General features: G+C 38.6%; 21 protein-coding genes. 16 read left to right on the forward strand and 5 right to left on the reverse strand.

The window, feature by feature from the left end:
* The first annotated feature begins 21 nt into the window (after positions 1 to 21).
* Positions 22 to 951: a lysophospholipid acyltransferase family protein gene (locus tag RB604_RS05005; RefSeq protein ID WP_005927517.1), complete on the forward strand. Its 930-nt coding sequence runs from the start codon at positions 22 to 24 to the stop codon at positions 949 to 951.
* Here RB604_RS05005 and RB604_RS05010 read toward each other — a convergent pair.
* Positions 948 to 2,078, reverse strand: coding sequence for a glycosyltransferase family 4 protein (locus RB604_RS05010; RefSeq protein WP_044093646.1), 1,131 nt, complete (start codon positions 2,076 to 2,078; stop codon positions 948 to 950). The two genes, RB604_RS05005 and RB604_RS05010, sit on opposite strands and share 4 nt — an antisense overlap.
* A gap of 166 nt (positions 2,079 to 2,244) precedes the next feature.
* On the opposite strand from RB604_RS05010, the gene RB604_RS05015 reads away from it, so the two are divergent.
* The 5 genes from RB604_RS05015 to RB604_RS05035 are packed head-to-tail and all read left to right on the forward strand — an operon-like array spanning position 2,245 to position 7,586.
* On the forward strand, positions 2,245 to 3,030 hold the full coding sequence (locus RB604_RS05015; RefSeq protein WP_005927512.1) for a polysaccharide deacetylase family protein: 786 nt from the start codon (positions 2,245 to 2,247) through the stop codon (positions 3,028 to 3,030).
* A 10-nt stretch (positions 3,031 to 3,040) separates the two neighbouring features.
* A complete protein-coding gene (locus RB604_RS05020) occupies positions 3,041 to 4,018 on the forward strand; it encodes a glycosyltransferase family 2 protein (RefSeq protein WP_172680656.1) in 978 nt (325 codons plus the stop codon).
* A gap of 21 nt (positions 4,019 to 4,039) precedes the next feature.
* Positions 4,040 to 5,224: a glycosyltransferase family 87 protein gene (locus RB604_RS05025; RefSeq protein WP_007479338.1), complete on the forward strand. Its 1,185-nt coding sequence runs from the start codon at positions 4,040 to 4,042 to the stop codon at positions 5,222 to 5,224.
* A complete protein-coding gene (locus RB604_RS05030; RefSeq protein ID WP_005927505.1) occupies positions 5,218 to 5,628 on the forward strand; it encodes a GtrA family protein in 411 nt (136 codons plus the stop codon). The genes RB604_RS05025 and RB604_RS05030 overlap by 7 nt, the downstream gene beginning before the upstream one ends.
* Positions 5,625 to 7,586: an LTA synthase family protein gene (locus tag RB604_RS05035; RefSeq protein WP_055293252.1), complete on the forward strand. Its 1,962-nt coding sequence runs from the start codon at positions 5,625 to 5,627 to the stop codon at positions 7,584 to 7,586. Before RB604_RS05030 ends, RB604_RS05035 begins: the two co-directional genes overlap by 4 nt.
* A gap of 6 nt (positions 7,587 to 7,592) precedes the next feature.
* On the opposite strand, the gene RB604_RS05040 is transcribed toward RB604_RS05035, so the two are convergent.
* The gene (locus RB604_RS05040) at positions 7,593 to 8,708 is read right to left on the reverse strand and encodes a glycosyltransferase (RefSeq protein WP_025819009.1); all 1,116 of its coding nucleotides are present in this window, start codon (positions 8,706 to 8,708) and stop codon (positions 7,593 to 7,595) included.
* Positions 8,709 to 8,929: 221 nt separating this feature from the next.
* Between RB604_RS05040 and RB604_RS05045 the strand changes: the two genes are divergently transcribed.
* From RB604_RS05045 to RB604_RS05060, 4 genes are all read left to right on the forward strand, one after another.
* Positions 8,930 to 9,913 carry a glycosyltransferase family 2 protein gene (locus tag RB604_RS05045; RefSeq protein ID WP_229103533.1) on the forward strand — a complete coding sequence of 328 codons (984 nt, stop codon included), beginning with the start codon at positions 8,930 to 8,932 and terminating at the stop codon, positions 9,911 to 9,913.
* A 180-nt stretch (positions 9,914 to 10,093) separates the two neighbouring features.
* Positions 10,094 to 11,914 (forward strand): aminotransferase class I/II-fold pyridoxal phosphate-dependent enzyme, encoded by a 1,821-nt coding sequence (locus RB604_RS05050; RefSeq protein WP_005927496.1) that lies wholly within the window; start codon positions 10,094 to 10,096, stop codon positions 11,912 to 11,914.
* Complete coding sequence (locus RB604_RS05055; protein WP_005927493.1) at positions 11,911 to 12,813, forward strand: hypothetical protein; 903 nt, start codon at positions 11,911 to 11,913, stop codon at positions 12,811 to 12,813. Before RB604_RS05050 ends, RB604_RS05055 begins: the two co-directional genes overlap by 4 nt.
* A gap of 10 nt (positions 12,814 to 12,823) precedes the next feature.
* Positions 12,824 to 13,618: a LicD family protein gene (locus tag RB604_RS05060; RefSeq protein ID WP_005927491.1), complete on the forward strand. Its 795-nt coding sequence runs from the start codon at positions 12,824 to 12,826 to the stop codon at positions 13,616 to 13,618.
* 1 nt (position 13,619) lies between these two features.
* Here RB604_RS05060 and RB604_RS05065 read toward each other — a convergent pair whose 3' ends face one another.
* Positions 13,620 to 14,597, reverse strand: a complete 978-nt coding sequence (locus RB604_RS05065) for a glycosyltransferase family 2 protein (RefSeq protein WP_005927488.1) — start codon at positions 14,595 to 14,597, stop codon at positions 13,620 to 13,622.
* Positions 14,598 to 14,638: 41 nt separating this feature from the next.
* Positions 14,639 to 15,409, reverse strand: a complete 771-nt coding sequence (locus RB604_RS05070; RefSeq protein WP_005927486.1) for a glycosyltransferase family 2 protein — start codon at positions 15,407 to 15,409, stop codon at positions 14,639 to 14,641.
* Between the two features lie 1,094 nt (positions 15,410 to 16,503).
* On the opposite strand from RB604_RS05070, the gene RB604_RS05075 reads away from it, so the two are divergent.
* From RB604_RS05075 to lpxZ, 5 genes are all read left to right on the forward strand, one after another.
* A complete protein-coding gene (locus RB604_RS05075) occupies positions 16,504 to 17,325 on the forward strand; it encodes an alpha-1,2-fucosyltransferase (protein ID WP_005927477.1) in 822 nt (273 codons plus the stop codon).
* 16 nt (positions 17,326 to 17,341) lie between these two features.
* On the forward strand, positions 17,342 to 18,139 hold the full coding sequence (locus RB604_RS05080) for a glycosyltransferase family 2 protein (protein WP_005927474.1): 798 nt from the start codon (positions 17,342 to 17,344) through the stop codon (positions 18,137 to 18,139).
* Positions 18,136 to 19,074: a glycosyltransferase family 2 protein gene (locus RB604_RS05085; RefSeq protein WP_005927471.1), complete on the forward strand. Its 939-nt coding sequence runs from the start codon at positions 18,136 to 18,138 to the stop codon at positions 19,072 to 19,074. The genes RB604_RS05080 and RB604_RS05085 overlap by 4 nt, the downstream gene beginning before the upstream one ends.
* Before the next feature lie 206 nt (positions 19,075 to 19,280).
* Complete coding sequence (locus RB604_RS05090) at positions 19,281 to 21,113, forward strand: ABC transporter ATP-binding protein (protein ID WP_021935790.1); 1,833 nt, start codon at positions 19,281 to 19,283, stop codon at positions 21,111 to 21,113.
* A gap of 16 nt (positions 21,114 to 21,129) precedes the next feature.
* Positions 21,130 to 22,368: an LpxZ family protein gene (gene lpxZ, locus RB604_RS05095; protein WP_055293619.1), complete on the forward strand. Its 1,239-nt coding sequence runs from the start codon at positions 21,130 to 21,132 to the stop codon at positions 22,366 to 22,368.
* 7 nt (positions 22,369 to 22,375) lie between these two features.
* On the opposite strand, the gene RB604_RS05100 is transcribed toward lpxZ, so the two are convergent.
* Complete coding sequence (locus tag RB604_RS05100; RefSeq protein ID WP_055293257.1) at positions 22,376 to 23,011, reverse strand: ribonuclease H1 domain-containing protein; 636 nt, start codon at positions 23,009 to 23,011, stop codon at positions 22,376 to 22,378.
* Positions 23,012 to 23,120: 109 nt separating this feature from the next.
* Between RB604_RS05100 and RB604_RS05105 the strand changes: the two genes are divergently transcribed.
* Positions 23,121 to 23,723 carry a nitroreductase family protein gene (locus RB604_RS05105; RefSeq protein WP_055293259.1) on the forward strand — a complete coding sequence of 201 codons (603 nt, stop codon included), beginning with the start codon at positions 23,121 to 23,123 and terminating at the stop codon, positions 23,721 to 23,723.
* Positions 23,724 to 23,796: the final 73 nt, after the last annotated feature.

The raw sequence follows: 23,796 nt of genomic DNA on the forward strand, positions 1-23,796 counted from the left end.
TGAAATACATTGTTTGATTACATGGAATCTTTATTATACTATCTGATTTTTGCTTTTTGGTTTGTTGTTTCTCTTTTGCCGTTGCGAGTACTTTATTTTTTTTCAGATTTACTTTATTTCCCTCTTTATTACTGTATTCGATACCGCAGGAAAGTGGTACGCCGAAATTTGGTAGACTCATTTCCGGAGAAAAGCCTTGAAGAGATTGTTCGGATTGAAAAGAAGTTTTATTCTTATTTCTGTGATTATTTGATGGAAACGATAAAGCTTTTTACAATTAGTGAAAAGCAGATGCGGAAGCGGATGAGGTTTGAAGGAGTGGAAGACGTAAAAGCTGCTTTTGAAGAGGGGCGTTCGTGTTGTGTTTACCTGGGGCATTACTGTAATTGGGAGTGGATCACTTCGCTTCCCTTGCATTTTGATAAAGAAGAAGTTGTATTAGGACAAATTTATCATGTGTTGGAGAATAAGACCTTCAATGATCTTTTTGTGCGTGTCCGTAGTCGTTTTCAGGCTGTGAATATCCCGATGGCAGAGACACTCCGTAAAATAATCTCCTATCGCCGTGAAGGAAAAAAGATGATTATCGGGTTTATATCGGATCAGACTCCTTTTTGGAACAACATTCATTATTGGACAAATTTTCTGAATCATGACACACCGGTACTGACGGGTGCGGAACGCATAGCGCGACAGGTGGATTTTGTGGTCTATTATGCGGATATTGTCCGTGTGAAGCGTGGGTATTATGTATGTCGGTTGAAGAAGGTTGCTCACGACCCTCGTCGGTTGGAAGAGTTTCAACTGACGGAATTGTATTTCAGAGAGTTGGAAAGAACGATTCAAAAAGCTCCGCAATATTGGTTGTGGACTCATAACCGTTGGAAACGTACCCGCGAAGAGTTCAATCGACGATACGATGAAGAAAGTAAACGGGTGAGACTTGATTAGATTGTTTTTCTATATACGTTTAAAAGGTCTTTAGTGAGCTTTTCTTCTTCGAATAATAATGCGTACTTTTTCCCTTCCTTTATCATTCTTTCTCTGAGCGATTGATCGGTTAATGTCTGCTCTATGGCTTTTGCCAGCCCTTTATCGTCTTCGGGATGTATGTATATGGAATGGGGGCCGCCGGCTTCTTCCAGACAGGAACCTGTGGCGCCGATTGCCGGTACGCCGCTGTTTAATGCTTCCAGTAAAGGTATTCCGAATCCTTCAAAGAAGGAGGGATATACGAAAGTGGTTGCCATCTGATAGAAAGCGGGTAATTCTTTGAAAGGAATGTTGCTTAATAAACGCATCCGGTTTTCCAGGTGGTTTTTTCTTAAGAAATCTTCTACGGTTTCCGCATACGGTGTCCGTTTGCCAATGGCGATAACGGTTATCGGCTCTTGGATATGTAGCAATGCCTTGGCTATCAATAACAGATTTTTTCTGCTTTCAATGCTTCCTAAATATAAAATATAGCGTTGTGGAAGCTGGTATTTTCTTCTGATTTCCTCCTTTGTATTTTCGGGTACTGCTTGCTTGAATTGTGCATCACATCCTTGATAAACAACATCGATCTTTTCTTCGGGAATATGAAAGAAAGATATGATATCCCGTTTGGTGCATTCACTGACTGCGATGATCCGGTCGGCATTCTGACAGGCTTTACGGAACTTGTATGCATATATTTTGCGATCGATATAGTGATAATATTCAGGATATCTTAAAAAGATAAGGTCGTGGATTGTGACAATGCTTCGTGTGTTTTCCGCTTTACGGATATTCAAAGGGAGTTCGTTACTCAATCCGTGAAAAAGACGGATATTTTCTTTTTCAATATCGGAAGTAATTCCCCATACCCGCCAGAGTGAGCGGAATTTTTTCCAGAATGTGGTTTGAGGATAACGCAGTTCCACGTTGTTCGCTTTTTCTATTCCGTTTAGCGAAGAAGTCCGGTTCGGATTGGGAATATAGAGTAAATAGCGTTCATTGGGTGCAAACCGGGTCAATGCTTCAATGACGAAGCGACTGTAATTGCCTAAGCCGGTTTTGTTCTGTGCGGCGCGTTTTGCATCGAAACCTATCATCATGATCAGTTTGTATATGAGTTGAACAGATTATCTTTATTTTATTGCCAAAGATAATTATTTGTACCCAATATTCAGGTACATTTATCTGTCATTCTTTTTAATAGATAATATTTTGGGTGAGTTCCATAAAAAAAATGTAACTTTGCAAATAAAAACAGCGAGTGTAATGATATTGCTAAGTTTTGATACAGAAGAATTTGATGTTCCCCGTGAGCATGGGGTAGATTATCCATTGGATGAGGCTATGAAAGTATCAGTCTACGGGACAAATCGTATCTTGGACTGTTTGTTGCGTAATGACGTGAAAGCGACTTTCTTTTGTACCACGAATTTTGCAGAGAATGCCCCGGAAGTGATGAAGCGTATAATCGATGAAGGGCACGAAATTGCTGCACATGGCTGTGACCATTGGAATCCGAAACCGGAGGATGTGGCCCGTTCCAAACAAGTCTTAGAGAAGTTAACGGCATGTACTATCTATGGTTATCGTCAGCCGCGTATGTTTCCGGTGTCTGAGAGTGAGATAGCCCGGCAAGGGTATTTGTATAATTCTTCTTTGAATCCGGCTTTTATTCCCGGGCGTTATATGCACTTGACAGAGCCTCGTACCTGTTTCATGAAAGAGGGGGTATTGCAGATACCCGCTTCTGTGACTCCTTGGTTGCGTTTTCCTCTGTTTTGGCTTTCTTGTCATAATTTGCCTGCCGGATTGTATCGTTGGTTATGTCGTCGCACATTGCGGCATGACGGATATTTTGTCACTTACTTTCATCCTTGGGAATTTTATCCTCTGGGAGAGCATCCGGAGCTTAAAATGCCCTTTATTATTCGTAACCATTCGGGAAAAGGCATGGAGAAGCGTCTGAATGACTTGATCTGTTATTTTAAATCGACAGGAGAGAAATTTGTCACCTATTCTGAATTTGCCAGAGAGAAGCGACAGAATCTATAAATACGGTAAGATTATGAAATTAGGTATTGTAGCCCCTTGTTATAATGAACATGAAGTTCTGGCGGAATCGGCCGGACGTCTGACTGTCTTGATGGATGATCTCGTTGCAAAGAAGAAAATAGATGCGGATAGTTTCATTCTTTTTGTCAATGATGGAAGCCGGGATAACACATGGGAGATAATTTCTTATTTGTTCGAAGTGAATCCTTATGTCTATGGGGTGAACCTGGCTGGAAATGTAGGCCATCAGCATGCTATAATGGCGGGAATGATGACGGCAAAAGACATGTGTGATGCTGTGATAACGATCGATGCCGATTTGCAGGATGACTTGAAGGCTATTGAAGAAATGGTGGATCGTTACAATGAGGGATATGATATTGTATATGGTGTGAAGATATCGCGTGATGCCGACTCCTTCATGAAGAGGAATACCGCGCTTGTATTTTATAAGTTGCAGCGTTCGTTGGGAGTGAAAGCCATTCATAACCATGCTGATTTTCGCTTGATGAGCCGTCGGGCTCTGGAGCAGCTCTCGCATTTTAAGGAACGGAATTTGTATTTGCGGGGGCTTGTTCCGTTGATTGGTTATAAGTCGACCACGGTAGACGATGCTATTAGTGAGCGTACGGCCGGTAAGTCAAAATATACGCTGAAGAAAATGTTGGCTTTGGCAATGGATGGTATTACTTCTTTTTCCACCAAACCTATTTCATTAATTTTAGGAGCCGGATTTTTCTTCCTGTTTATCAGTATTGTCATGACCGTGTATATCTTGCTGTCTTATTGGGAACATGCTACGGTTCCCGGATGGACTTCTATGATGCTGTCTTTGTGGTTTATCGGTAGCATTGTGCTTTTAGCCATAGGGGTTATAGGGCAGTATATAGGTAAAATCTATATTGAGGTCAAGAATCGTCCCCTCTATAACATTGAAACACTTTTGTGTGATAAGAAGAGTAAACTCCAAGATACGTCATCGAAATAATTATTGAAATAAGAGTATTTTATGAAACAAGTGCAACGACTTTACCTGTTTTTACAAAAACCGTTTTTTAGTGATTATCGTACTCTTTTTGGGCTATGGTTGCTATTGCCGGTCATTGCCACTCTCCTGAAATTGTCGAAACATAATAATTTTCTGATATTCAGATATGTATATTGGCATACTATCGAGCAGTTACCGTTATATGTAGCTTATGATGAGTATTGGGATACGAATCATTATGGACCTTTTTTTAGTTTGGTGATTGCACCGTTTGCAATGCTTCCTGTACGGTGGGGGCTGTTTTTCTGGTTGATCGTTTTGTCCCTGTCTTTGTATTATGCAATACGTAAATTACCTTTTCCCGACCGGAAACGGATATTTCTTTATTGGTTTTGCGCACATGAGTTGCTGACTGCCCTGTTTATGTCGCAGTTTAATATTGCTATTGCAGCCATTATTGTAGCTACGTTCTATTGTATAGAGAAAGAGAAGGATATTTGGGCGGCGTGCTTTATTATGTTGGGCACTTTTGTAAAGCTGTATGGTATTGTCGGACTGGCCTTTTTCTTCTTTTCCAAGCATAAGGTGAAATTTCTCCTTGCTTTGTTGGGGTGGGCGTTGGTTATGTTTGTTGCTCCTATGGCTATCAGTAGTCCGGATTATATCATTTCCCAATATGTAGGATGGTGGGATAGCCTGTCTGCCAAGAATGCCGAAAATATATTTTCCGGCGGACAAAACATCTCTCTGCTTGGCATGGTGCGTAAAATTTCCGGATGCGCCTCTTATTCCGATTTGTGGCTTATACTCGGTGGGCTTATCATTTTTGGGTTGCCTTATCTCCGTATTGCTCAGTATAAATATAAGGCATTTCGCTATGCATTGCTGGCATCCGTGTTATTATTTGTTGTTTTGTTCAGCACCGGAAGTGAATCCAGTACCTATATTATTGCTTTTGTCGGGGTTGGTATCTGGTATTGGTCTGTTCCCTGGAAGCGTTCGAAGTGGGATATTGCACTGATGGTTTTTGCTTTTATATTGACCAGCTTTTCACCTTCCGATCTGTTTCCTGCTTATTTGCGGAAGGAATTTGTACAACCCTATGCGTTGAAAGCGTTGCCCTGTGCCATTATCTGGTTTAAATTATCGTATGAGATGTGTTTTAGAAATTACATCGAGATCGGAGAAAGTAAGATAGAATGTTGAAAGATAAAGAAAAACTGTTTGAGTTTATCCGTTTTTGTTTCGTTGGAACGATTGCTGCCGGAATTCATTATGGGATTTATTATTTGTTACAGGTATATATTAATGTCAACGTAGCTTATACGACCGGTTATTTGATAAGTTTGGTGTGTAATTTCTTTCTGACGGCTTATTTGACTTTCCACAGTGCACCGTCTATTAAGAAAGTAATTGGTTTTGGAGGGAGTCATCTTGTCAATTACTTAATTCACATGTTTTTGTTTAATTTCTTTTTATATATCGGAATTTCGCGGATATTAGCTCCTATATTGGTATTGGCAGTTGCAGTTCCGATTAATTTTTTGTTACTTCGCTGGGTGTTTAAGCACAAAAAGAAAGAATGTGCCGAAAATTTTGAAGAAAAATGAATTTCCATTTAATGTTAGGAGAGAAGAAGATGAAGAACAGTTTTAAGACGATATTTTCAGCGCCTTTGGCTCTTATTGTCAATTTGTTGTTAATATACGTGAGCTTTAGCTTGTGTCGGTTGTTGTTTATTTGGGTGAATCATAATTATTTTACCGATTTGACTTTCTCGCATTTTTGGGAAATGTTTCGCGGAGGTTTGGTTTTTGATACGTCGGCTATTCTTTATACTAATGCCCTTTATATTCTGTTGGTTCTTTTTCCGTTTCATTATAAAGAGAATCCTAAATATCAATCTGTTGTGAAGTGGATATTCGTCATTACCAATATGGTAATGATTATAATGAATCTGGTAGATACGGTTTATTTTCAGTATTCCAACAGACGTACTACTACTTCTGTTTTCAGTCAATTTGCCAATGAAGATAATCTGGCGGGGATTTTTGGCATTGAATTGGTACGACATTGGTATCTGGTCTTGATAGCTGTGGCTTTCGGATATGCGTTGTTTAAACTTTATCGCACTCCGAAGGTAAATACACAGTATCGGCTGGTGACGTATTACTTGACTTATTTAATCGTGTTGGTAGCATTTATCCCTTTGTGTGTTTTTGGAATGCGCGGGGGAATAGGAAGGGATGTGCGACCTATTACAATCAGTAATGCCAATCAGTATGTAAACCGGCCGGCAGAAACTGCCATTGTATTGAATACCCCTTTCTCGATATTCCGTACTATCGGAAAGAAACCATTTGTCGTTCCCGATTATTTCGCGGATGAGGCGGAGATGACCGCGCTGTTCACTCCCGTTCATGTACCGGCTGACAGTGTGACTTTTCGCTCCAAAAATGTGGTGGTACTTGTGCTGGAAAGTTTCGGTAAGGAGTATTTTGGTTCTCTGAATAAAGAGCTTGAGGATGGAAATTACAAAGGTTACACTCCTTTTCTGGATTCTTTGGTTTCCGAAAGTCTTGTTTATAAATATTCTTTTGCTAACGGGCAACAGAGCATTGATGGTCTGCCCTCTATTCTATCGGGAATACCGCGTTTTGTAGAACCCTTTTTTCTGACTCCTGCTTCCTTGAATAAATTGTCGAGTGTTGGTGGTGAACTCAAGAAGAAGGGATATTATACTGCTTTTTTCCATGGTGCGAGAGACGGTTCTATGGGCTTTCAGGCTTATGCACGTGCAGTGGGATATCCTGATTATTTCGGGCGTGAGGAGTATGGGAATGATGATGATTTTGATGGGAACTGGGCTATTTGGGATGAAGAATTTCTACAGTTCTTTGCTGATAAGATGAGCAGCTTTCCCCAACCTTTTTCTGCGGGTATTTTTACTGCTTCGTCACATCACCCTTATGTAATTCCGGATCGTTACAAAGGGGTTTTTCCGGATGGTACTCTTGAAATACATAAGTGTATCCGTTATTCGGATAATGCTCTGAGACTCTTTTTTGAAAAAGCTTCTAAAGAATCATGGTTTGAAAATACATTATTTGTGCTGACTGCCGATCACACCAATCAGACAGAACATCCTGAATATTGGACAGATTACGGCCGTTATGCCGTTCCTATTATTTTCTATACTCCGGATGGTGATTTAAAAGGATATAGAGATGCCATAGCACAGCAAATCGATATCATGCCGACAGTACTGAGCTATCTTGGGTATGACAAGCCTTACGTCTCTTTTGGGTGTGATTTATTGAATACGCCTGCTGAAGATACTTATGCAGTAAATTACAATAATGGCATTTACCAATATTTTAAAGGCGATTATATATTGCAGTTCGACGGTGAGAAAACGGTAGCTGTCTATGCCTTTAAAACAGATAAGCTGTTGAAAGAAAACTTGGTTGGTCAAGTACCACAGCAAGGTGCTATGGAACTTGAGCTGAAAGCCATCATTCAGCAGTACATGGAGCGGATGAATGGAGATAGGATGACGGTGGAATGATAATTCTCAAATTTGTTGATATACATTCATTCTTTGCTCTATTAGTTTATCGGTATCATATGCTTCTTTTATCTTTTTAAAAGCATTAGTTCTGAATGTCAATTGAGTATTAGGATCGTTCATGAGGGTGAGTGTGCTTTGAGCGAAAGCGCTGTGTGTATTCTCTATGTAGCAGTCTTTTCCATTCTCAAATGTCAGCCCTTCTACTCCGACTTGAGTGGTGACGAATGGTATGCCATTGTTGGCGGCCTCTATAATCTTCATTCTCATTCCGCTACCGGTAAGTATAGGTACGATCATGATTGAGTGGCTGCTGTAAGGGCTGATAGAAGGAATAAATCCGGTCATTTCAACCTGCTTATATGTCTGACGGATCATTTTCTGGTTTCTCTTTCTCCATTTTCCTATAATGAATAGAGTAGTTTGAGGTTTCTCTTTTAATATATCATTCCATACATTGTCGAGAAACCACATAATTCCTTCGTAGTTAGGCTGGTGCTGGTCTCCTCCGATGAAAATCAGACTATTGGAAAATTTGTAATCTGCCGAGATTTCAGCAGGAGAAGGAATGATAGCCGGTGATACGAATATGGGCCGGATGACTCCTTCTTCGTTCAGGATGTTCTTGTCTGTCTCTGTTAACGTAATGATGCCCGTACATGCGTTCATTGCTGTCAACTCTTGCTGCTTTAACATATTGAATTGGTAGTAATCTTGTGATGATAAGGCTTTTACGTCTTTAATGAATCTTAGGTTACGGATGAAGTGGATCTCGTGTTGCACATAGATGCGTTTAATGTCGGGGAATGCAAATGCCAGATTCAGGGAATTTGCAAATTCAAATTGTATAATCTCAATGTCATCTTCATTTATTACTTGTTGCAAAAAACGGACAAAGCCATAATCGATAGCTCCCTCGAAAGAATGAGATAGGTAAGGATTTATAATAGCCCTGTTATTATCAATCTTTTTGTATAGCTTTTTTATTTTCTTTCTGTATTTTCTGATGAGCCAGCAAGGGCGCTGCTCTTGATAAGGATGAAATTTTACATCAGGCCACTCTTTTTTTAAAGCCGTTTCATTTTTTATATTTGTAGAAACATATGCAAAAGAGATTTGCATTTTTTTTCGAAGAGCATTAATCATATGATACTGGGCTTGTGCTCCTCCTGAGTTAAGTGGGTATGGAAAAACCGAGGTTGTAATTAAAATATTCTTTTTTGACATTAGTAGCTTGGATTTTCGACAAATATAAGAAATATTTTTGTAAACTTGTCAAGGCGGATATTTATTTGTATTTTTGTTGTAACTAAATGCATTTATGCATAGAAAAGGGTTTGGAAATGAGTATAGTAAGTGTTATTATTCCGGTTCATAATACTGCAGATTATCTTCGCAAGTGTGTAGAGTCAGTGAGAGACCAGTCTTTGAAAGATATTGAAATAATTCTGGTAGATAATCTTTCAACAGACGATTCTCCTGCAATGTGCGACGCATATGCTAAGCTCGACTCGCGTATCAAAGTTCTCCATTTGCCTGTTGCAGATCTTTCGACGGCACGCAATGCCGGTATTAAAGAAGCAACATCTGAATATATAGGTTTTATTGATAGTGATGATCATATATCCTCCACTATGTATGAGGAAATGGTTGGTGCATTGGTACGGAATCAGGCTGATATGACGTATTGTAATTTTTGTTATGAATATCCGGATATGCACACTGACTCTCCCTATCCTAACTCCGGGGAGGTTCATCTGTGTTCTCAACGTGAAGTTTTAAAGGAAATGATGCAGGAGAAAATGAGCTGTTCGGCTTGTACGAAGCTGTTTAAGAGGGAACTTTTTGATTCATTTCTTTTTCCCGAGGGAGTTCTTTATGAAGATAGGGCGGCGATGCATCAATGTATACTTCTGTGTCAGAGGATAGCATGGATTGACAAAGCGTTTTATTTTTATGTAGAACGCCAGGGAAGTATTTGCCATACTGTTAAGCCTTTGAACTTGTATCATCATTTTTTGTCAGAGTTTGCACGGATACAATTTATAAAAGAACAGGCTTTGTTCGAGGGAAAAGAACTTTATGTTGAATTGACGAGAATTATAAATATCTGTTTTGCTTTATTCAAACAGATTCTGTCGATGACCAAAGTGATGTATTTTCGGGAACCGATTGAGGATATGAGGCAAAAGTTGAAAATTTTGCTTTATTTGTCGAAAGAAGAGATAGAGCCTCGGTGTTATAAACGTTTGAGGAAAATTGTTTATTTCTGGAAGCCATACTACTTTTTCAATTTCTATTTTAAGAAAAAAGATTGGCGTCCTTGATGTTGAAACGAATATCTGGGAAAAATATAGATAATGTGCTCTTCATGCTTTTAAAATTATTGACTTTCAATTAAGATTAATGCATAGAATTTGCTCATGTTATAAAAAAACTCGACTTTTGCATTCATTGGATTTCTTATCCTTTTAAAGTTATAACGTATTAATATTTAAAATATAAACATGCAAGCAGTTATTCTGGCTGCCGGGATGGGAAAACGTCTGGGCGAACTGACAAAGAACAATACAAAATGTATGATTAAAGTTAATGGAATAACTTTAATAGAGCGTGTTTTAACTCAACTGTCTTCTTTACCCCTGACGCGGATCATTATTGTAATAGGGTATAAGGGAGAAGAACTGAGGGCTTTTTTAGGAAATACCTATAATGGACTTGCCATAGAATATATAGAGAATAAGATTTATGATAAAACGAATAATATATATTCTTTATCTTTGGCAAAGGAAGAATTGCAGAAAGATGATACTTTATTGATAGAATCGGACTTGATTTTTGAAGACTCTTTATTTCGTCTGATCTTGGACAATCCTTATCCTAATTTAGCTTTGGTGGATAAGTATGAAACTTGGATGGACGGTACAATGGTGCGTTTGGATGATGAAAATAACATTGTAAACTTCATACCGAAGAAAGCATTTAAATACAGTGATGCGGAACAATACTATAAAACTACGAATGTTTATAAATTCAGTAAAGAGTTCTTAACGACACATTATGTTCCGTTCCTGGAGGCCTATACTAAAGCGTTGGGCAATAATGAATATTACGAGCAGGTGCTGCGTGTTATAACGTTGCTGGATAACTGCGATTTGAAGGCCCTTCCACTGACCGGACAGAAATGGTATGAGATAGATGATGTTCAGGACTTGGATATTGCCGAATCTCTTTTTGCTCCTTCTGGAAAACAAGTATCGCTTTATCAGAAACGTTTTGGAGGATATTGGCGCTTCCCTAATCTTTTAGACTTCTGTTATTTGGTTAATCCTTATTTCCCTACTCGTCGTATGCGGGAGGAAATGAAAGCTAATTTTGATATTTTATTGACGGAATATCCGTCGGGGATGAATGTCAACAGTCTTTTGATTGCTAAGTATTTTGGTATAAAACAAAGATTTGCTTGTGTAGGTAATGGCGCCGCCGAATTAATTAAAAGTCTGATGGAAAAGCTTAGCGGTAACATAGGTGTGGTATTTCCCACTTTTGAGGAATATCCTAACCGGTTGGATAATCGGACGGTGATTCCATATGTTCCGAATAATAAAGATTTTACTTATACGGTTGAGGAACTTCAAGCTTTTTTTGAAGATAAGCCTGTCTCTTCGTTGTTGTTGATTAATCCGGATAATCCTTCGGGCAATTTTATATCTATACCGGATGTGCAGAATCTGATAAGGTGGACTCAGCGCAAAAATATCCGGTTGATTATTGATGAATCATTTGTTGACTTTTCTACAGAAGGCAAGCTGAACTCGCTTCTCTCAAATGATATTCTGGAAAAGAATGGACATCTTATTATAATAAAGAGTATTTCAAAATCTTATGGTGTGCCCGGACTTCGTTTAGGGGTACTTGCTACTTCTGACACCAGACTGATTGACAGCATTAGAAAAGATGTAGCTATCTGGAATATCAATTCGTTTGCCGAATTTTATATGCAAATCTTTGGCAAATACGAAGATGATTATCAGAGGGCTTGTAAGAAGTTTGTTGTGGAACGGGAACGTTTTTGGGGCTTGTTGCAGCAAATTCCTTATCTGAGGGTTATCCCTTCGCAAGCCAATTATTTTTTATGTGAGATTATTTCTGACTATAGTGCCGGGGAGCTAACCCGGTTGTTGCTTGAACGGCATAATATTCTTATAAAAGACTGTTCTGCGAAATCGGCATTTAATGGTGGAAATTATATCCGTATTGCGGTACGGAGTGAGAAAGACAACAACCGACTGATTGACGCGCTGAGCGTTATAAATAACAGAATATGATTACTATCGATTCCCAGCAAATAGAAAATTTATTTATTTCTCCTTCTTTGTGTGTGGATTGGGTTGCACAAAGTTTCCGGATGAAAAAGGATAGCCAATTGCCGGCAAAAGTTTCTGTGCACCCTGCAGGAAATGATTTTTTTACTACTATGCCTTGTTTGCTCCCTTCGGATAAAGAGCGGTTCGGTGTTAAAGTAGTGTCTCGTATATTGGGTAGAACCCCTTCTTTAAGTAGTGATATACTGCTTTACAATAGTGCAAATGGAGAGTTGCTGGCGTTGATAAATGCGGATTGGATAACAAGCATGCGCACAGGGGCGGTAGCTACGTTGGCAATTAAAACGCTGCGTTCTTCTTCCGCCCGGAAATATTCTTTCATCGGATTGGGAAATACGGCAAGAGCGACATTGCTTTGTCTATTGAGCAGTTTCCCGGATGAAATATTTCAAGTCGTTTTATTTCGTTATAAAGATCAGGCAGAGTATTTCATTGACTATTTTAGAACATTTGGAAATGTCGTTTTTAGCGTTGTGGATACGATGGAGGAATTAGTGGAAGATGCGGATGTCTTGGTGTCCTGTATCACTGATGCGGACGGACTTTTAATAGGAAACGATGCATTGTTTAAACCCGGTATATTGTTGGTTCCGGTGCACACGCGTGGCTTTCAAAATTGTGATCTGTTTTTTGATAAGGTTTTTGCTGACGATACTGAGCACGTTAGAAGCTTCCGGTATTTCAATCAATTTAAATGGTTTAATGAGATAGGAGATGTACTTGATGGAACATGCCGTGGCCGGGAAAATGATAAGGAGCGAATTTTGTCGTATAATATTGGACTGGGGCTTCATGATGTCTTTTTTGCATCTAATATATACGATATGATAACTAACCGTTAATGAAACTGTTATGGCCAATCAAGCAGAATTGAGAGAGCGTTTTAATCCGGATGGTTCATCGTTGCGCAACCACCAATTACGTATGTTGGAAATGCTGAAGTATATTGACGGTGTATGCAAAAAGCACAATATCTCTTACTGGTTAAGCTCCGGAACTCTCTTGGGGGCGGTGAGGCATGGCGGCTTCATTCCTTGGGACGATGATCTGGATATTGAGATGCTTCGGAAAGATTATTTGAAGCTTGTGAAAGTTCTTGGACGGGAAATAGACTCAAAATATGCTTTGCAAACGCATAAAACAGATACACATTATCTTTATCCTTTTGGGAAATTAAGGGATTTACATTCTGTGATTAAAGAGACACATGATGCAGATATCTTTTATAAGTATAAAGGAGTGTATGTTGACTTGTTTCCTTTAGAGCCATTGTCGGAAAAGCTGGCACGGAAGTTTGTCAGAAAGCATCAAAAGCTGAAAGACAAGGCTGCTTTGGAGAAAGACAGGCAGAAAAGAGAAAAGCTGATTGTCCGGAAGTGGTTTTTCTTGTCGGTCAGATATTTCTGGATTCGTCTTTGGTCATGGGTAAGTATTCGTGACGAAGTCAGGCATACTTGGGGAAGTTGGTTCTCGATATCTCGCAGAAAGAGTGAATTGTTTCCTCTTTCACAGGTGGAGTTTGAAGGGAGCTACTTTCCTGCTCCCCGAAGTGTCGACAAGTATCTGACCCGTCTCTATGGAGATTATCTTCAATTACCGGATATAGAGAAAATAGAGGTGCATACGGCAGATGTAGAATTGGATTGAATTATAATTTCCCTTGTTTTTTGTAATGCATCAGGTTTAGAAATCCCAGCCAGGAAGAGAAGCGGTATACTTTGATGATTTTTCTTTGTCTTCCCGGCAGGCATTTGAGTAATTGCGGACGCTTCTTTATATCTTTGACAATACGCTTCATATCTTTGTCTGCATTCTCATAATATCCCCAATGCATGCATAAAAAAGCCATTTCTATATTTTTTAGTATCAGGTTGTTACGATAGGATTCGTATAAGCCTTTTTCTATCATGAATCTTTCTATCCACTTGGTGTAAGTCCGTAAGTCTTCGTGTCTTTTAGGGGTTATGTCGTGGCAAATGGACGACTCTATTTGTCTGTAATAGAGAATGGGCTGTTCCAAAGCTACTACTTTTTGTGTGTGATATAATAGTTGTACCATTAATATGGCGTCTTCACCGAAAGATATTTCCGGAACGAATGATATATCGTTTCTTTCAAAAAGAGAACGGGAAAGAAAGTTGGACCAGACACTCCAATAAGCTCTTCCTGAAAGAATCTCGTTAAAATATTCCATACCTGTCATTTCCTGAAATGAAAAATGCCCGGAAATGTCCATCTTGTTTTCTGAGTAATAGAAAAAGAAAGGGGCAGCAACAACTTCTGCATTGGTTGCTTCTGCTTTATCAGTTAAATATTCAATCGCATTTTCTTGCAGAAAATCATCACTGTCCAGGTATTGAATGTACTTCCCTTTTGCTTGCTCTGTGCCTGATTTTCTGGATAAGGATGGTCCTTCATTGATTTTATCTATATATTTAATTCGGACATCGAGTTGTGCATATTGTTTTATAATATCTAAACTGCCGTCTGTGCTTCCATCATTTACCAGGATTAGTTCCCAGTTTGTGTAAGTCTGCTTTAAGACACTATCTATACATGTTTTTAAATATTTCTCAGCATTATACACTGGAGTTATGATTGAAACTAAAGGAAAAACAGGTTGCATGGCGGCTTGTATATATGTGTTTAGATTCTTTTTGGTGAACTTTATTTATTATCTGTATGATTGCCTTTATGGTGTTCTGTAAGCTTTGCGAGCATTACAAATTGATAATATCCTTCCAGGCAGGCTTTTATAAAGCCTTCTTTACCGTCTCGTATACCTCCTTTCAGTATATATGTTTTGAAGAATCGGAAAAAAGGGCGATAAAAGAATGCGAGGGTTCCATATCTTTTATTTTTTTTTCTTTCTACTTCATTTCGGGTATATTCATTGGTTTTTCTTATAATATCAGAAACGCTGTCATTGGCCAGATGGACAAAAGCTAACTCTTTACGTCTGGCAGGAATCGAAAACAATGTTCCTTCTACTATAGGGGACACATGGATTATGGGGGGCCATACAGTTCCTTCTTTTTTGAAAAACCTTAAAATATGATCCGGATAATGACAATGCATGAACCTGCCCATAAAATAGTTCTTGCGTGGAATGTAAATACCTGCAGGGCAATCGGGGCTTGCTATCTGTTTATAAAGATATTCTTTTAATTGCTCGGGTACCACTTCGTCTGCGTCTACTACAAGCACCCAAGGATGTGAAGCCTGTTGGATAGCAAAGTTGCGTGCTGGTTCTACGATATTATGGTTTCCCTTCTTGAAAGTTACAATTTTGCAATTAAATGTTTTTGCAATCTCAATTGTATTGTCAGTGCTTTCCATATCACAGATAACTATTTCATCAAAACCTTTTACGGCTTCAAGAACCTGTTTTAAATGTTTTGATGCGTTATAGGTATTTATGATAACTGATATTTTCATTGTGATATGCTTTATTGATTCGTTTCTAAAGCAAAGATAGAAAGAATTATAATTGAATATTATATAATTAGCTTTTTATTCTGTTTTTGATCTGCATGATGTGAAAGATATTAGTTGAAAAATTGGGTTAAAACGAATAGAATTGGTCTGATTCTTGTGATGAAGTAATTAGATTTACTGATTGATGTTTGTGCGAAAGTTATTAAAAAAGAGAATATACTATCATTTTGCTGTTGTATTGATTGTTTTCCTGTAATTCACTTTTGCAAAAAAGTAGTAAATAGAAAATGGGTTGCATGATAATGTAGATAATATACGGTTCTTATTGCATATTTTTTGCTTAAATTGAATATATATGTATATTTTCTTGGTATCTTAGTCGGAATGTCTCTACTTGATAAACCCGGTTGCTCTACGAGAAACGACTTAAAAGTCGTAGAGGAACGGTAAGATTCTCTATGAGAAAAAATAATTCTTTTTGAAAGAACGCTTTTTGACTCTAATTGCTTCTCTGTTTTGGAGGGCTTTCGTATGGAAAAAAGTATGAAATATGTAGGTTCTGATGGTGAATTGCCGGCGGATGTTGAAATTGAAGAGAAATATGTCAGTTAATTACTTGTGAATAGATGATTTTGGAAAAAGGAGTTAGGGAATAATGGCGTTTTTTACATTCGTACCGGTATCTTCTCTTAACGAAAGGATTCTATGAAAAAAAGAATGTCGTTTTGTCAAATTGTAAGTTTAGAGGGAGATTTTTTATTTGTATTCATGCAGACTACTAAAGTAATGAAGGAATGTTTGTTTATGTTTTTGTCAAAGATGGAAATATAAATGATATTCTTTTTGTATTGCAAACTTGTATTTTCCTTTTTTTTTTATTTCTGCATGTGTCTTTCACATTTTTATTGTATGTATTTGGAAATTTAAATTAAGCAGAAGAAAAGTGATAATAATTAAAAGGCTATGAGTTTATTAACCATCTTGGTAGGAAGAATTAAGGCTTAAAGTTAAAATAATCAGTTTTTTATTGTTATTTTTGCAGAATATAGAGCGAAAGTAAGTTCTTAGGAAAAGTAAAAACAAATATTGTGAATATGATTTTTGTAAAAGGATATGGGCAAATGTGTAATAACATTCTGCAATACGCACATGCCTATGTATGGGGAAAGGAAAACAACGTAAAAGTCGTATCAATGCGTTTTGCTTATAAATATCGTTACTTTGAAGTCTGTAATTATAAGTATCACCGTTGGCCGGTTTATCTTTTTGCAAAAATGTTGATTAAATTGCAGTTGATAAAGTGTTTTTTTCTGGACGAGCCAACAGATGTAACCCCTGATGTACTTGCAGAGTTGAAAAGGCATCGAATGGTTGCTATTGATGGTTGGCAGTTTCGTTTTCCTGAATTATTTATGAAATATCGGACAGAAATTAAAGATATGTTTGCCTTTAAATCTTTGGTTTTAAATAAAATAAAATCTTTTTTAGAGGAACATACAAAAGCAGACGGTACGGACGTACGTTTGGCCGTTCATATTCGCAGAGGTGATTATAAGGTCTGGATGGGCGGAAAATATTTTTTTAATGATGATGTGTATATTGAGCACATACGTCAGTTTTTGGACAATTTTCCTGATAAAAAAGTTTCTGTTTTTATTTGTACCAATGATCGTAATTTAAATGTGAATTGTTACAGGGAGGCTTTAGGGCTGAAAAGTATTTATTGTCCGAAGGGAAATGAGGCGGAGGACTTGTGTTTGCTGTCTCAGTGCGACTATATAATAGGTGTAAAGAGTACTTTCTCGTTGATGGCTGCATTTTATAATAATCGTCCGATTTATTGGATCATGGATAAGAATGCGCCACTGCAATTGAGTAATTTTAGTTCTTTTGAAAAATTGTTCATGACTGTTTAACCTAACTTTAAGAGAGATGGATACAAAAGTGTCATTGCTGATTTCTACGTATAATTGGGAAGATGCGTTACGATTATGTCTGTTGAGTGCTTCTATTCAAACGGTTTCTCCGGATGAGATTGTGATAGCTGATGATGGCTCGAGAGAGGATACTCGTAAATTGATAGATGATTTTAGAGTAGTATTAAAAGTTCCTATAGTCCATATTTGGCAAGAAGATAAAGGATTTAGAAAAACTTCAATCTTAAATAAGGCTATTGCGCAAGCTAAAGGCGATTATATCATCCAGATAGATGGTGATGTAATTATGGAACGTCATTTTATCCAAGATCATATTGAGATGATGGATAAAGGATATTTTGTCTGTGGAAGCCGTACTAAGTTAGGACCAATGGTGACTAAAAGATTGATTAGTGATATCAGTTTAAAGCTGAATGTTTCGGAAATTAAAGCAGGGTTTATCCTGAATGGCTTTCGTTCCAGATTACTGCGTTCTTTCCTGGCAGAACGGTATGCAAAAGTCATAGATCATATGCGTGGGTGTAATCTGGCTTTCTGGCGGGATGATTTTATATCAATAAATGGGTATAATGAGGATTTGCAGGATTGGGGACATGAAGATGGAGAGCTGGTGTATCGTTTGCATTTTGCAGGAGTTGGAAAGAAAGCTTTAAAGATGGGAGGAATTGTTTATCATCTTTGGCATAAGGAGGCTTCCCGCCATAATGAGGGGCAACATTTGCATGCTCTGGAAGTAGTAAAGGAAAACCATGTTAAGTGGTGTGATAATGGAATTGATAAATATTTGAGATGAACGAACCTCTGGTCTCTGTAATTGTACCGAATTATAATCATAGTGCCTATTTAATGTCACGTATTGATAGTATCTTGGCTCAAGATTTTGATAATTTCGAGTTGATACTTCTGGATGATTGTTCTACTGATAATAGTCGTGATATCTTGTTAAAATATCAATCCGATAATCGGGTTACCCATATCGTGTTTAATGAACAAAATAGTGGTACGACTTTTAAACAATGGGATAAGGGTTTGCTTTTAGCTCGAGGTAAATATATTTGGATTGCTGAAAGTGATGATTTTGCTGAAAAGAATTTTTTAACAGAAACGGTTACGGCATTAGAAGGAAATCCGGATGTCGTTTTAGCTTTTACCGGTTCGCAGATGGTAGATGCTGATGGACAACACATGGCGTTGGATTGGGATAAATTTTCATCTAAATTGCCGTTGCAGACAAAATTTGCGAGTAGAGATTTTCTTATAAAGAATATGCTATGGGGCCCCAGTGTATATAATGCCAGCATGGTGTTGTTTCGAAAAGAATGCTATACGAAAGTGAATGGTGGCTATAAAGAGTTTCGTTATTGTGGTGATTGGCTTTTTTGGATAGAGATATGTCGGCAGGGTAATGTTATTCGTATAAACCGTAAATTGAATTATTTTCGACAGCATGATAATAAAGTATCACCAAAGGCAGAAAAAGAGGGTGCATATTTTATAGAGGGGGGGCGAATTCTTGAATATATGATATCTTTGCTGAATTTATCCTCTTATCAACAATACGTTGTTGGTGGACGTACTTTAAAACGACTTTTGAAAGATGCTAAAACCCGCGTTGGGTTGAAGCAGAAAGCTTTGAATGCTCATCCTGAATTATTCCGAGGGGGAGTATTTTCTATTTGGCTGTATGAATTTGATAAGATATTTAATATTTCACACTTACATCGTTAAAGATAGAATAAAGGAGGGTGTTGATAATGCTTTTTTATTATACTTGTTGAAAAATACATGCTGATGAATGAGAAGGGGATAATAATGTGCCAGACAAACTATAATTAAGATAATTGTTGAATTCCTGTGTTTTCTATCGATGTTTAGATATGATTTTCGGAGATTTTCCTCTATCTTTGTCGCCTAAATCATTTTAGTACAAGTTAATGAAAGAATTCTTGCAACTCATGAAACGGTTCGTATCTCCTTACCGGAGATATGTGGTGGGAGCCGTGTTTTTGAATATTTTGTCAGCAGTATTCAATATATTCTCGTTTACGCTATTGATTCCCATCCTTCAAATTTTATTTGAAATGGATAGTAAGGTATATGAATTTATGCCTTGGGATTCGACTGGGAGCTTGAAAGACATAGCTGTGAATAATTTCTATTATTATGTATCACACATGATTGAGGTAAATGGTCCGTCGATGACTTTGCTTTTCTTAGGACTGTTTTTGGCTTTTATGACTTTGCTTAAAACCGCTTGTTACTTTGCTTCTTCGGCAGTCATGATTCCTTTGCGTACAGGAGTAGTTCGGGATATTCGTATTATGGTTTACTCAAAGGTGATGTCATTACCTTTGGGCTTTTTTTCAGAAGAACGGAAAGGAGATATTATCGCTCGTATGAGTGGTGATGTGGGGGAGGTAGAGAATTCTATAACCAGTTCGCTGGATATGCTGATCAAAAACCCCATACTTATCATATTCTATTTTGGAACATTGATCATCACCAGTTGGCAGTTGACCCTGTTTACTCTGTTGGTTCTTCCCGGGATGGGATGGCTTATGGGAGTGGTTGGTAAGAAACTGAAACGGCAGTCGTTGGAAGCGCAGGGAAAATGGAGTGATACAATGTCACAATTGGAAGAGACGCTGGGAGGATTGCGTATTATCAAAGCATTCATTGCAGAAAAAAGAATGGTGGATCGCTTCGCCAAATGCAGTAATGAATTGAGGGATGCCAATAACCGGGTGGCTATGCGGCAGGCGCTGGCACATCCGATGAGCGAATTTTTAGGTACCATATTGATTGTTATTGTACTATGGTTCGGTGGTTCGTTGATCTTAGGGAAGAACTCTACGATTGATGCTCCTTCGTTTATTTTCTATATGGTGATTCTGTATAGTGTTATCAATCCGTTGAAAGAATTTTCTAAAGCCGGATACAACATTCCTAAGGGATTGGCGTCTATGGAGCGCGTAGACAAGATATTGAAGGCTGAGAATAATATAAAGGAAATTCCTAATCCGAAACCATTGAACGGCTTGAATGATAAAATTGAGTTTAAGGATATTTCATTCAGTTATAATGGTAAGAAAGAAGTCTTGAAGCATGTCAATCTGACTGTGCCTAAAGGAAAAACAATCGCTTTGGTAGGGCAATCCGGATCGGGTAAGTCGACATTGGTTGACCTGTTGCCGCGTTATCATGATGTGCAGGAAGGTGAAATAACGATTGATGGTACCAGTATAAAGGATGTGCGTATCTCTGCTTTGCGAACCTTGATTGGCAATGTTAATCAGGAAGCTATTTTGTTTAATGATTCTTTCTTTAATAATATTGCTTTCGGTGTAGAGAATGCGACTATGGAGCAGGTGATTGAGGCTGCGAAGATTGCCAATGCACATGACTTCATTATGGAGAAAGAGGATGGCTACAACACCAACATCGGTGATCGTGGAAGTAAGCTTTCGGGTGGCCAGAGACAACGGATCAGTATCGCACGCGCTATTTTGAAGAATCCTCCTATCTTGATTCTGGATGAGGCTACTTCTGCTTTGGATACGGAATCCGAACGTCTGGTACAGGAAGCGTTGGAACGTCTGATGAAAACTCGTACGACGATTGCAATAGCCCATCGGCTTTCTACAATAAAAAATGCGGATGAAATATGTGTTCTCTATGAAGGGGAAATAGTAGAACGCGGTAAGCACGAAGAATTATTGGCCTTGAATGGGTATTATAAACGTCTTAATGACATGCAGTCGCTTTGATAAAATTGCAGATACGATGAAACTCAATAAATATGTCCGTAGGATAGCCTGTTGTCTGACGGTTGTTGCTTTGCTTGGCTCGGCAGCTCATGCCCAGATGGTAGAACGTTTATGCCGGACGGATTACGAGATTGATCCGGAAAGACAGGGAGAACTTCTGGTTGAACTTGATAATATCAGCTTTTTTAAGGACAATGAGTTTGCAGGAAGCGTTATAAACGGATACTCTTTGCCCGGTCTGTGGCTACAGCCTAAGGGAGTGTTTTATCCATTGAAGAATATAAAGTTGGAATTGGGAGTTCATGCCTTGATTTATAGCGGTGCTTATAAGTTTCCCAATTATGCTTATCATGATATTGCAATCTGGAAAGGAAACCAGTATCAGCGTGGTACGCATATTTTGCCTTATTTCCGTGCGCAACTGGCTTTGTCGCGGGTAAATCTGGTTCTGGGTAATCTGTATGGCGGTGAAAATCATAGACTGATTGAGCCCCTTTATAATCCCGAACTGAACTTGACGGCCGATCCGGAAACCGGATTTCAAGTATTGTGTGACTTAAAACGTTGGCATTTCGATGCCTGGATCAACTGGCAGAGCTTTATTTTTGAAGCGGACACCCATCAGGAGGCTTTTACGGTCGGTCTCTCTTCTTTGGTTAAATTTAATAGACCGGAATCCCGTTTCCATTATTATTTGCCGGTACAGATGACCATTCAGCACCGGGGGGGAGAACAGATCGTGGATAACGACCGTCCTGTGCAAACTTTGGCAAATGGCTCTGTTGGTGCCGGTATTGTCTGGAACGTAAACCGCAAAGTATTGAAACGGATAAATGTTGAGGCGGACATGTTGGGATATTATCAGGAATCCGGCAAGTTATGGCCTTTTGACAAAGGGGTGGGATTATATACGAAAGCCTCTTTTGATTTAGGAAATAATATTCGTGTAAAAGGCGGCTATTTTGTTTGCAAAGATTTTATCTCTTTATTCGGCATCCCTTATTTTGGTGCTGTTTCTATGAAGACAGAGGGAGCGGTTTACGATGACCCTCAAACTTGTTTCCTTTCCGTCGAATATTCCCGGACTTTTGGAAAACACTACGCTTTCGGTGCAAAAGGCGATCTGTATTATTCAATGCCCGGTACCATGAAGCTGGCGAGTGGTGAACTTGTTCCGGAAGGAAGCATGACTAATTTCTCATTTGGTGTTTATCTTAGGGTAAATCCGGCTTTTCTGATTAAGAAATTCAAGTAGTCTGCAATTATTTTCGTCCGAAATCAGCAGGAATCTCTCCCCATTCTTTGGTCTCCCATTTCAAAATACGGGTGGAATAGGTGTTTTCTCTTAACCACTTTTCCGCACGTTCGATAAGGAGAAATAATGCTTCCGTCTCTGGGGTACGGGGCAGTTTGGTCTTACATTTTTTTTGTTTCACCCAGCTGATTGCATTTACGCTATCGCTATATATGGGCATATCAAACCCCTTTTGTTTCAACAAGGCAAGTCCGTGTACCAATGCCAGAAATTCTCCGATGTTGTTTGTGCCTTTCATGGGGCCGAAATGAAAAATCTCCTGTCTGCTGGCCACATGTACTCCACGGTATTCCATCGGACCGGGATTACCGCTACAGGCGGCATCCACTGCGAGACTGTTTTCTACTACGGCTGCGGGTAATACTTCGGAAGAGGGTTTGTGCTTGTTTTCTGTTTTTACGGCATTTTTTCCGATATAGGCATAAGGAGACGAATGAAAGGCACGTTCAGCTTCTTCGTGGGTACTGAAGGATTTGTATTTAGCACCTTCATAACCTTTTGTTTGGAGTTGGCATTCTGTCCAGGAGGTATAAATCCCCGGAGTGCCTCCTTCCCATACCACGTAAAACTTTTGTTTACCCATTTATCTTTTTCATTTGAATGGCAAAGGTACAAATATTTTCTTTTACCGAACAACTTTTCATGATCGGTTGTTCTTTATTATAGATATCATAATAAAGAAAGGAGTTATAATGGAGAAATCTTTTAAAGAGGCCTTAAAACACAGAAGGACTTACTATGCAATTACAAACCACTCGCCGATTTCCGATAAAGAAATAGAAGAAATTATCGATTTTGCCGTAACACATGTACCATCGGCTTTTAATTCACAATCCACCCGTGTCGTATTGCTATTGGGCGATAACCATCGGAAATTGTGGCAGATCGTTAAAAATACATTGTGGAAGATAGTGACTCCGGAAGCTTTCAAAAATACAGAAGCGAAGATAGATCATTCTTTTGCCAGTGGATATGGTACGGTACTGTTTTTTGAGGATCAGAATGTGGTGCAGGATCTGCAGAATAGATTTATCAGTTATAAAGACAACTTTCCGGGATGGGCTATGCAAACATCTGCCATGCACCAATTAGCGGTGTGGACGATGCTTGAAGATGCCGGTTTTGGTGTTTCTCTGCAACACTATAATCCTTTGATCGATGAAGAAGTTCGTCGCACATGGGAACTTCCGGCAAGTTGGCATTTAATAGCCGAGATGCCGTTTGGAATGCCCGCCGGAGAACCGGGCGATAAAGAATTCAAGGAACTTTCGGAAAGAGTGAAAGTTTTTAAATAAGCATATCGGTTTTATTTACTACATACCGTGAGCTTTTTAATATATAATTGCCTATCTTTGTCTCAAAAAGATA

It is taken from the genome of Bacteroides salyersiae, from assembly GCF_031172035.1.
Classification (GTDB): Bacteria; Bacteroidota; Bacteroidia; order Bacteroidales; family Bacteroidaceae; genus Bacteroides; species Bacteroides salyersiae.

What these genes read in the sequence shown, in the direction of transcription:
- RB604_RS05105 (WP_055293259.1), top strand. Translation starts at nt 23,121, where the DNA reads ATGGAGAAATCTTTTAAAGAGGCCTTAAAACACAGAAGGACTTACTAT.
- RB604_RS05005 (WP_005927517.1), top strand. Translation starts at nt 22, where the DNA reads ATGGAATCTTTATTATACTATCTGATTTTTGCTTTTTGGTTTGTTGTT.
- RB604_RS05075 (WP_005927477.1), top strand. Translation starts at nt 16,504, where the DNA reads ATGATTTTTGTAAAAGGATATGGGCAAATGTGTAATAACATTCTGCAA.
- RB604_RS05055 (WP_005927493.1), top strand. Translation starts at nt 11,911, where the DNA reads ATGATTACTATCGATTCCCAGCAAATAGAAAATTTATTTATTTCTCCT.
- RB604_RS05085 (WP_005927471.1), top strand. Translation starts at nt 18,136, where the DNA reads ATGAACGAACCTCTGGTCTCTGTAATTGTACCGAATTATAATCATAGT.
- RB604_RS05060 (WP_005927491.1), top strand. Translation starts at nt 12,824, where the DNA reads ATGGCCAATCAAGCAGAATTGAGAGAGCGTTTTAATCCGGATGGTTCA.
- RB604_RS05090 (WP_021935790.1), top strand. Translation starts at nt 19,281, where the DNA reads ATGAAAGAATTCTTGCAACTCATGAAACGGTTCGTATCTCCTTACCGG.
- RB604_RS05070 (WP_005927486.1), bottom strand. Translation starts at nt 15,409, where the DNA reads ATGAAAATATCAGTTATCATAAATACCTATAACGCATCAAAACATTTA.
- RB604_RS05080 (WP_005927474.1), top strand. Translation starts at nt 17,342, where the DNA reads ATGGATACAAAAGTGTCATTGCTGATTTCTACGTATAATTGGGAAGAT.
- RB604_RS05045 (WP_229103533.1), top strand. Translation starts at nt 8,930, where the DNA reads ATGAGTATAGTAAGTGTTATTATTCCGGTTCATAATACTGCAGATTAT.
- RB604_RS05050 (WP_005927496.1), top strand. Translation starts at nt 10,094, where the DNA reads ATGCAAGCAGTTATTCTGGCTGCCGGGATGGGAAAACGTCTGGGCGAA.
- RB604_RS05100 (WP_055293257.1), bottom strand. Translation starts at nt 23,011, where the DNA reads ATGGGTAAACAAAAGTTTTACGTGGTATGGGAAGGAGGCACTCCGGGG.
- lpxZ (WP_055293619.1), top strand. Translation starts at nt 21,130, where the DNA reads ATGAAACTCAATAAATATGTCCGTAGGATAGCCTGTTGTCTGACGGTT.
- RB604_RS05040 (WP_025819009.1), bottom strand. Translation starts at nt 8,708, where the DNA reads ATGCAAATCTCTTTTGCATATGTTTCTACAAATATAAAAAATGAAACG.
- RB604_RS05035 (WP_055293252.1), top strand. Translation starts at nt 5,625, where the DNA reads ATGAATTTCCATTTAATGTTAGGAGAGAAGAAGATGAAGAACAGTTTT.
- RB604_RS05025 (WP_007479338.1), top strand. Translation starts at nt 4,040, where the DNA reads ATGAAACAAGTGCAACGACTTTACCTGTTTTTACAAAAACCGTTTTTT.
- RB604_RS05065 (WP_005927488.1), bottom strand. Translation starts at nt 14,597, where the DNA reads ATGCAACCTGTTTTTCCTTTAGTTTCAATCATAACTCCAGTGTATAAT.
- RB604_RS05015 (WP_005927512.1), top strand. Translation starts at nt 2,245, where the DNA reads ATGATATTGCTAAGTTTTGATACAGAAGAATTTGATGTTCCCCGTGAG.
- RB604_RS05010 (WP_044093646.1), bottom strand. Translation starts at nt 2,078, where the DNA reads ATGATGATAGGTTTCGATGCAAAACGCGCCGCACAGAACAAAACCGGC.
- RB604_RS05030 (WP_005927505.1), top strand. Translation starts at nt 5,218, where the DNA reads ATGTTGAAAGATAAAGAAAAACTGTTTGAGTTTATCCGTTTTTGTTTC.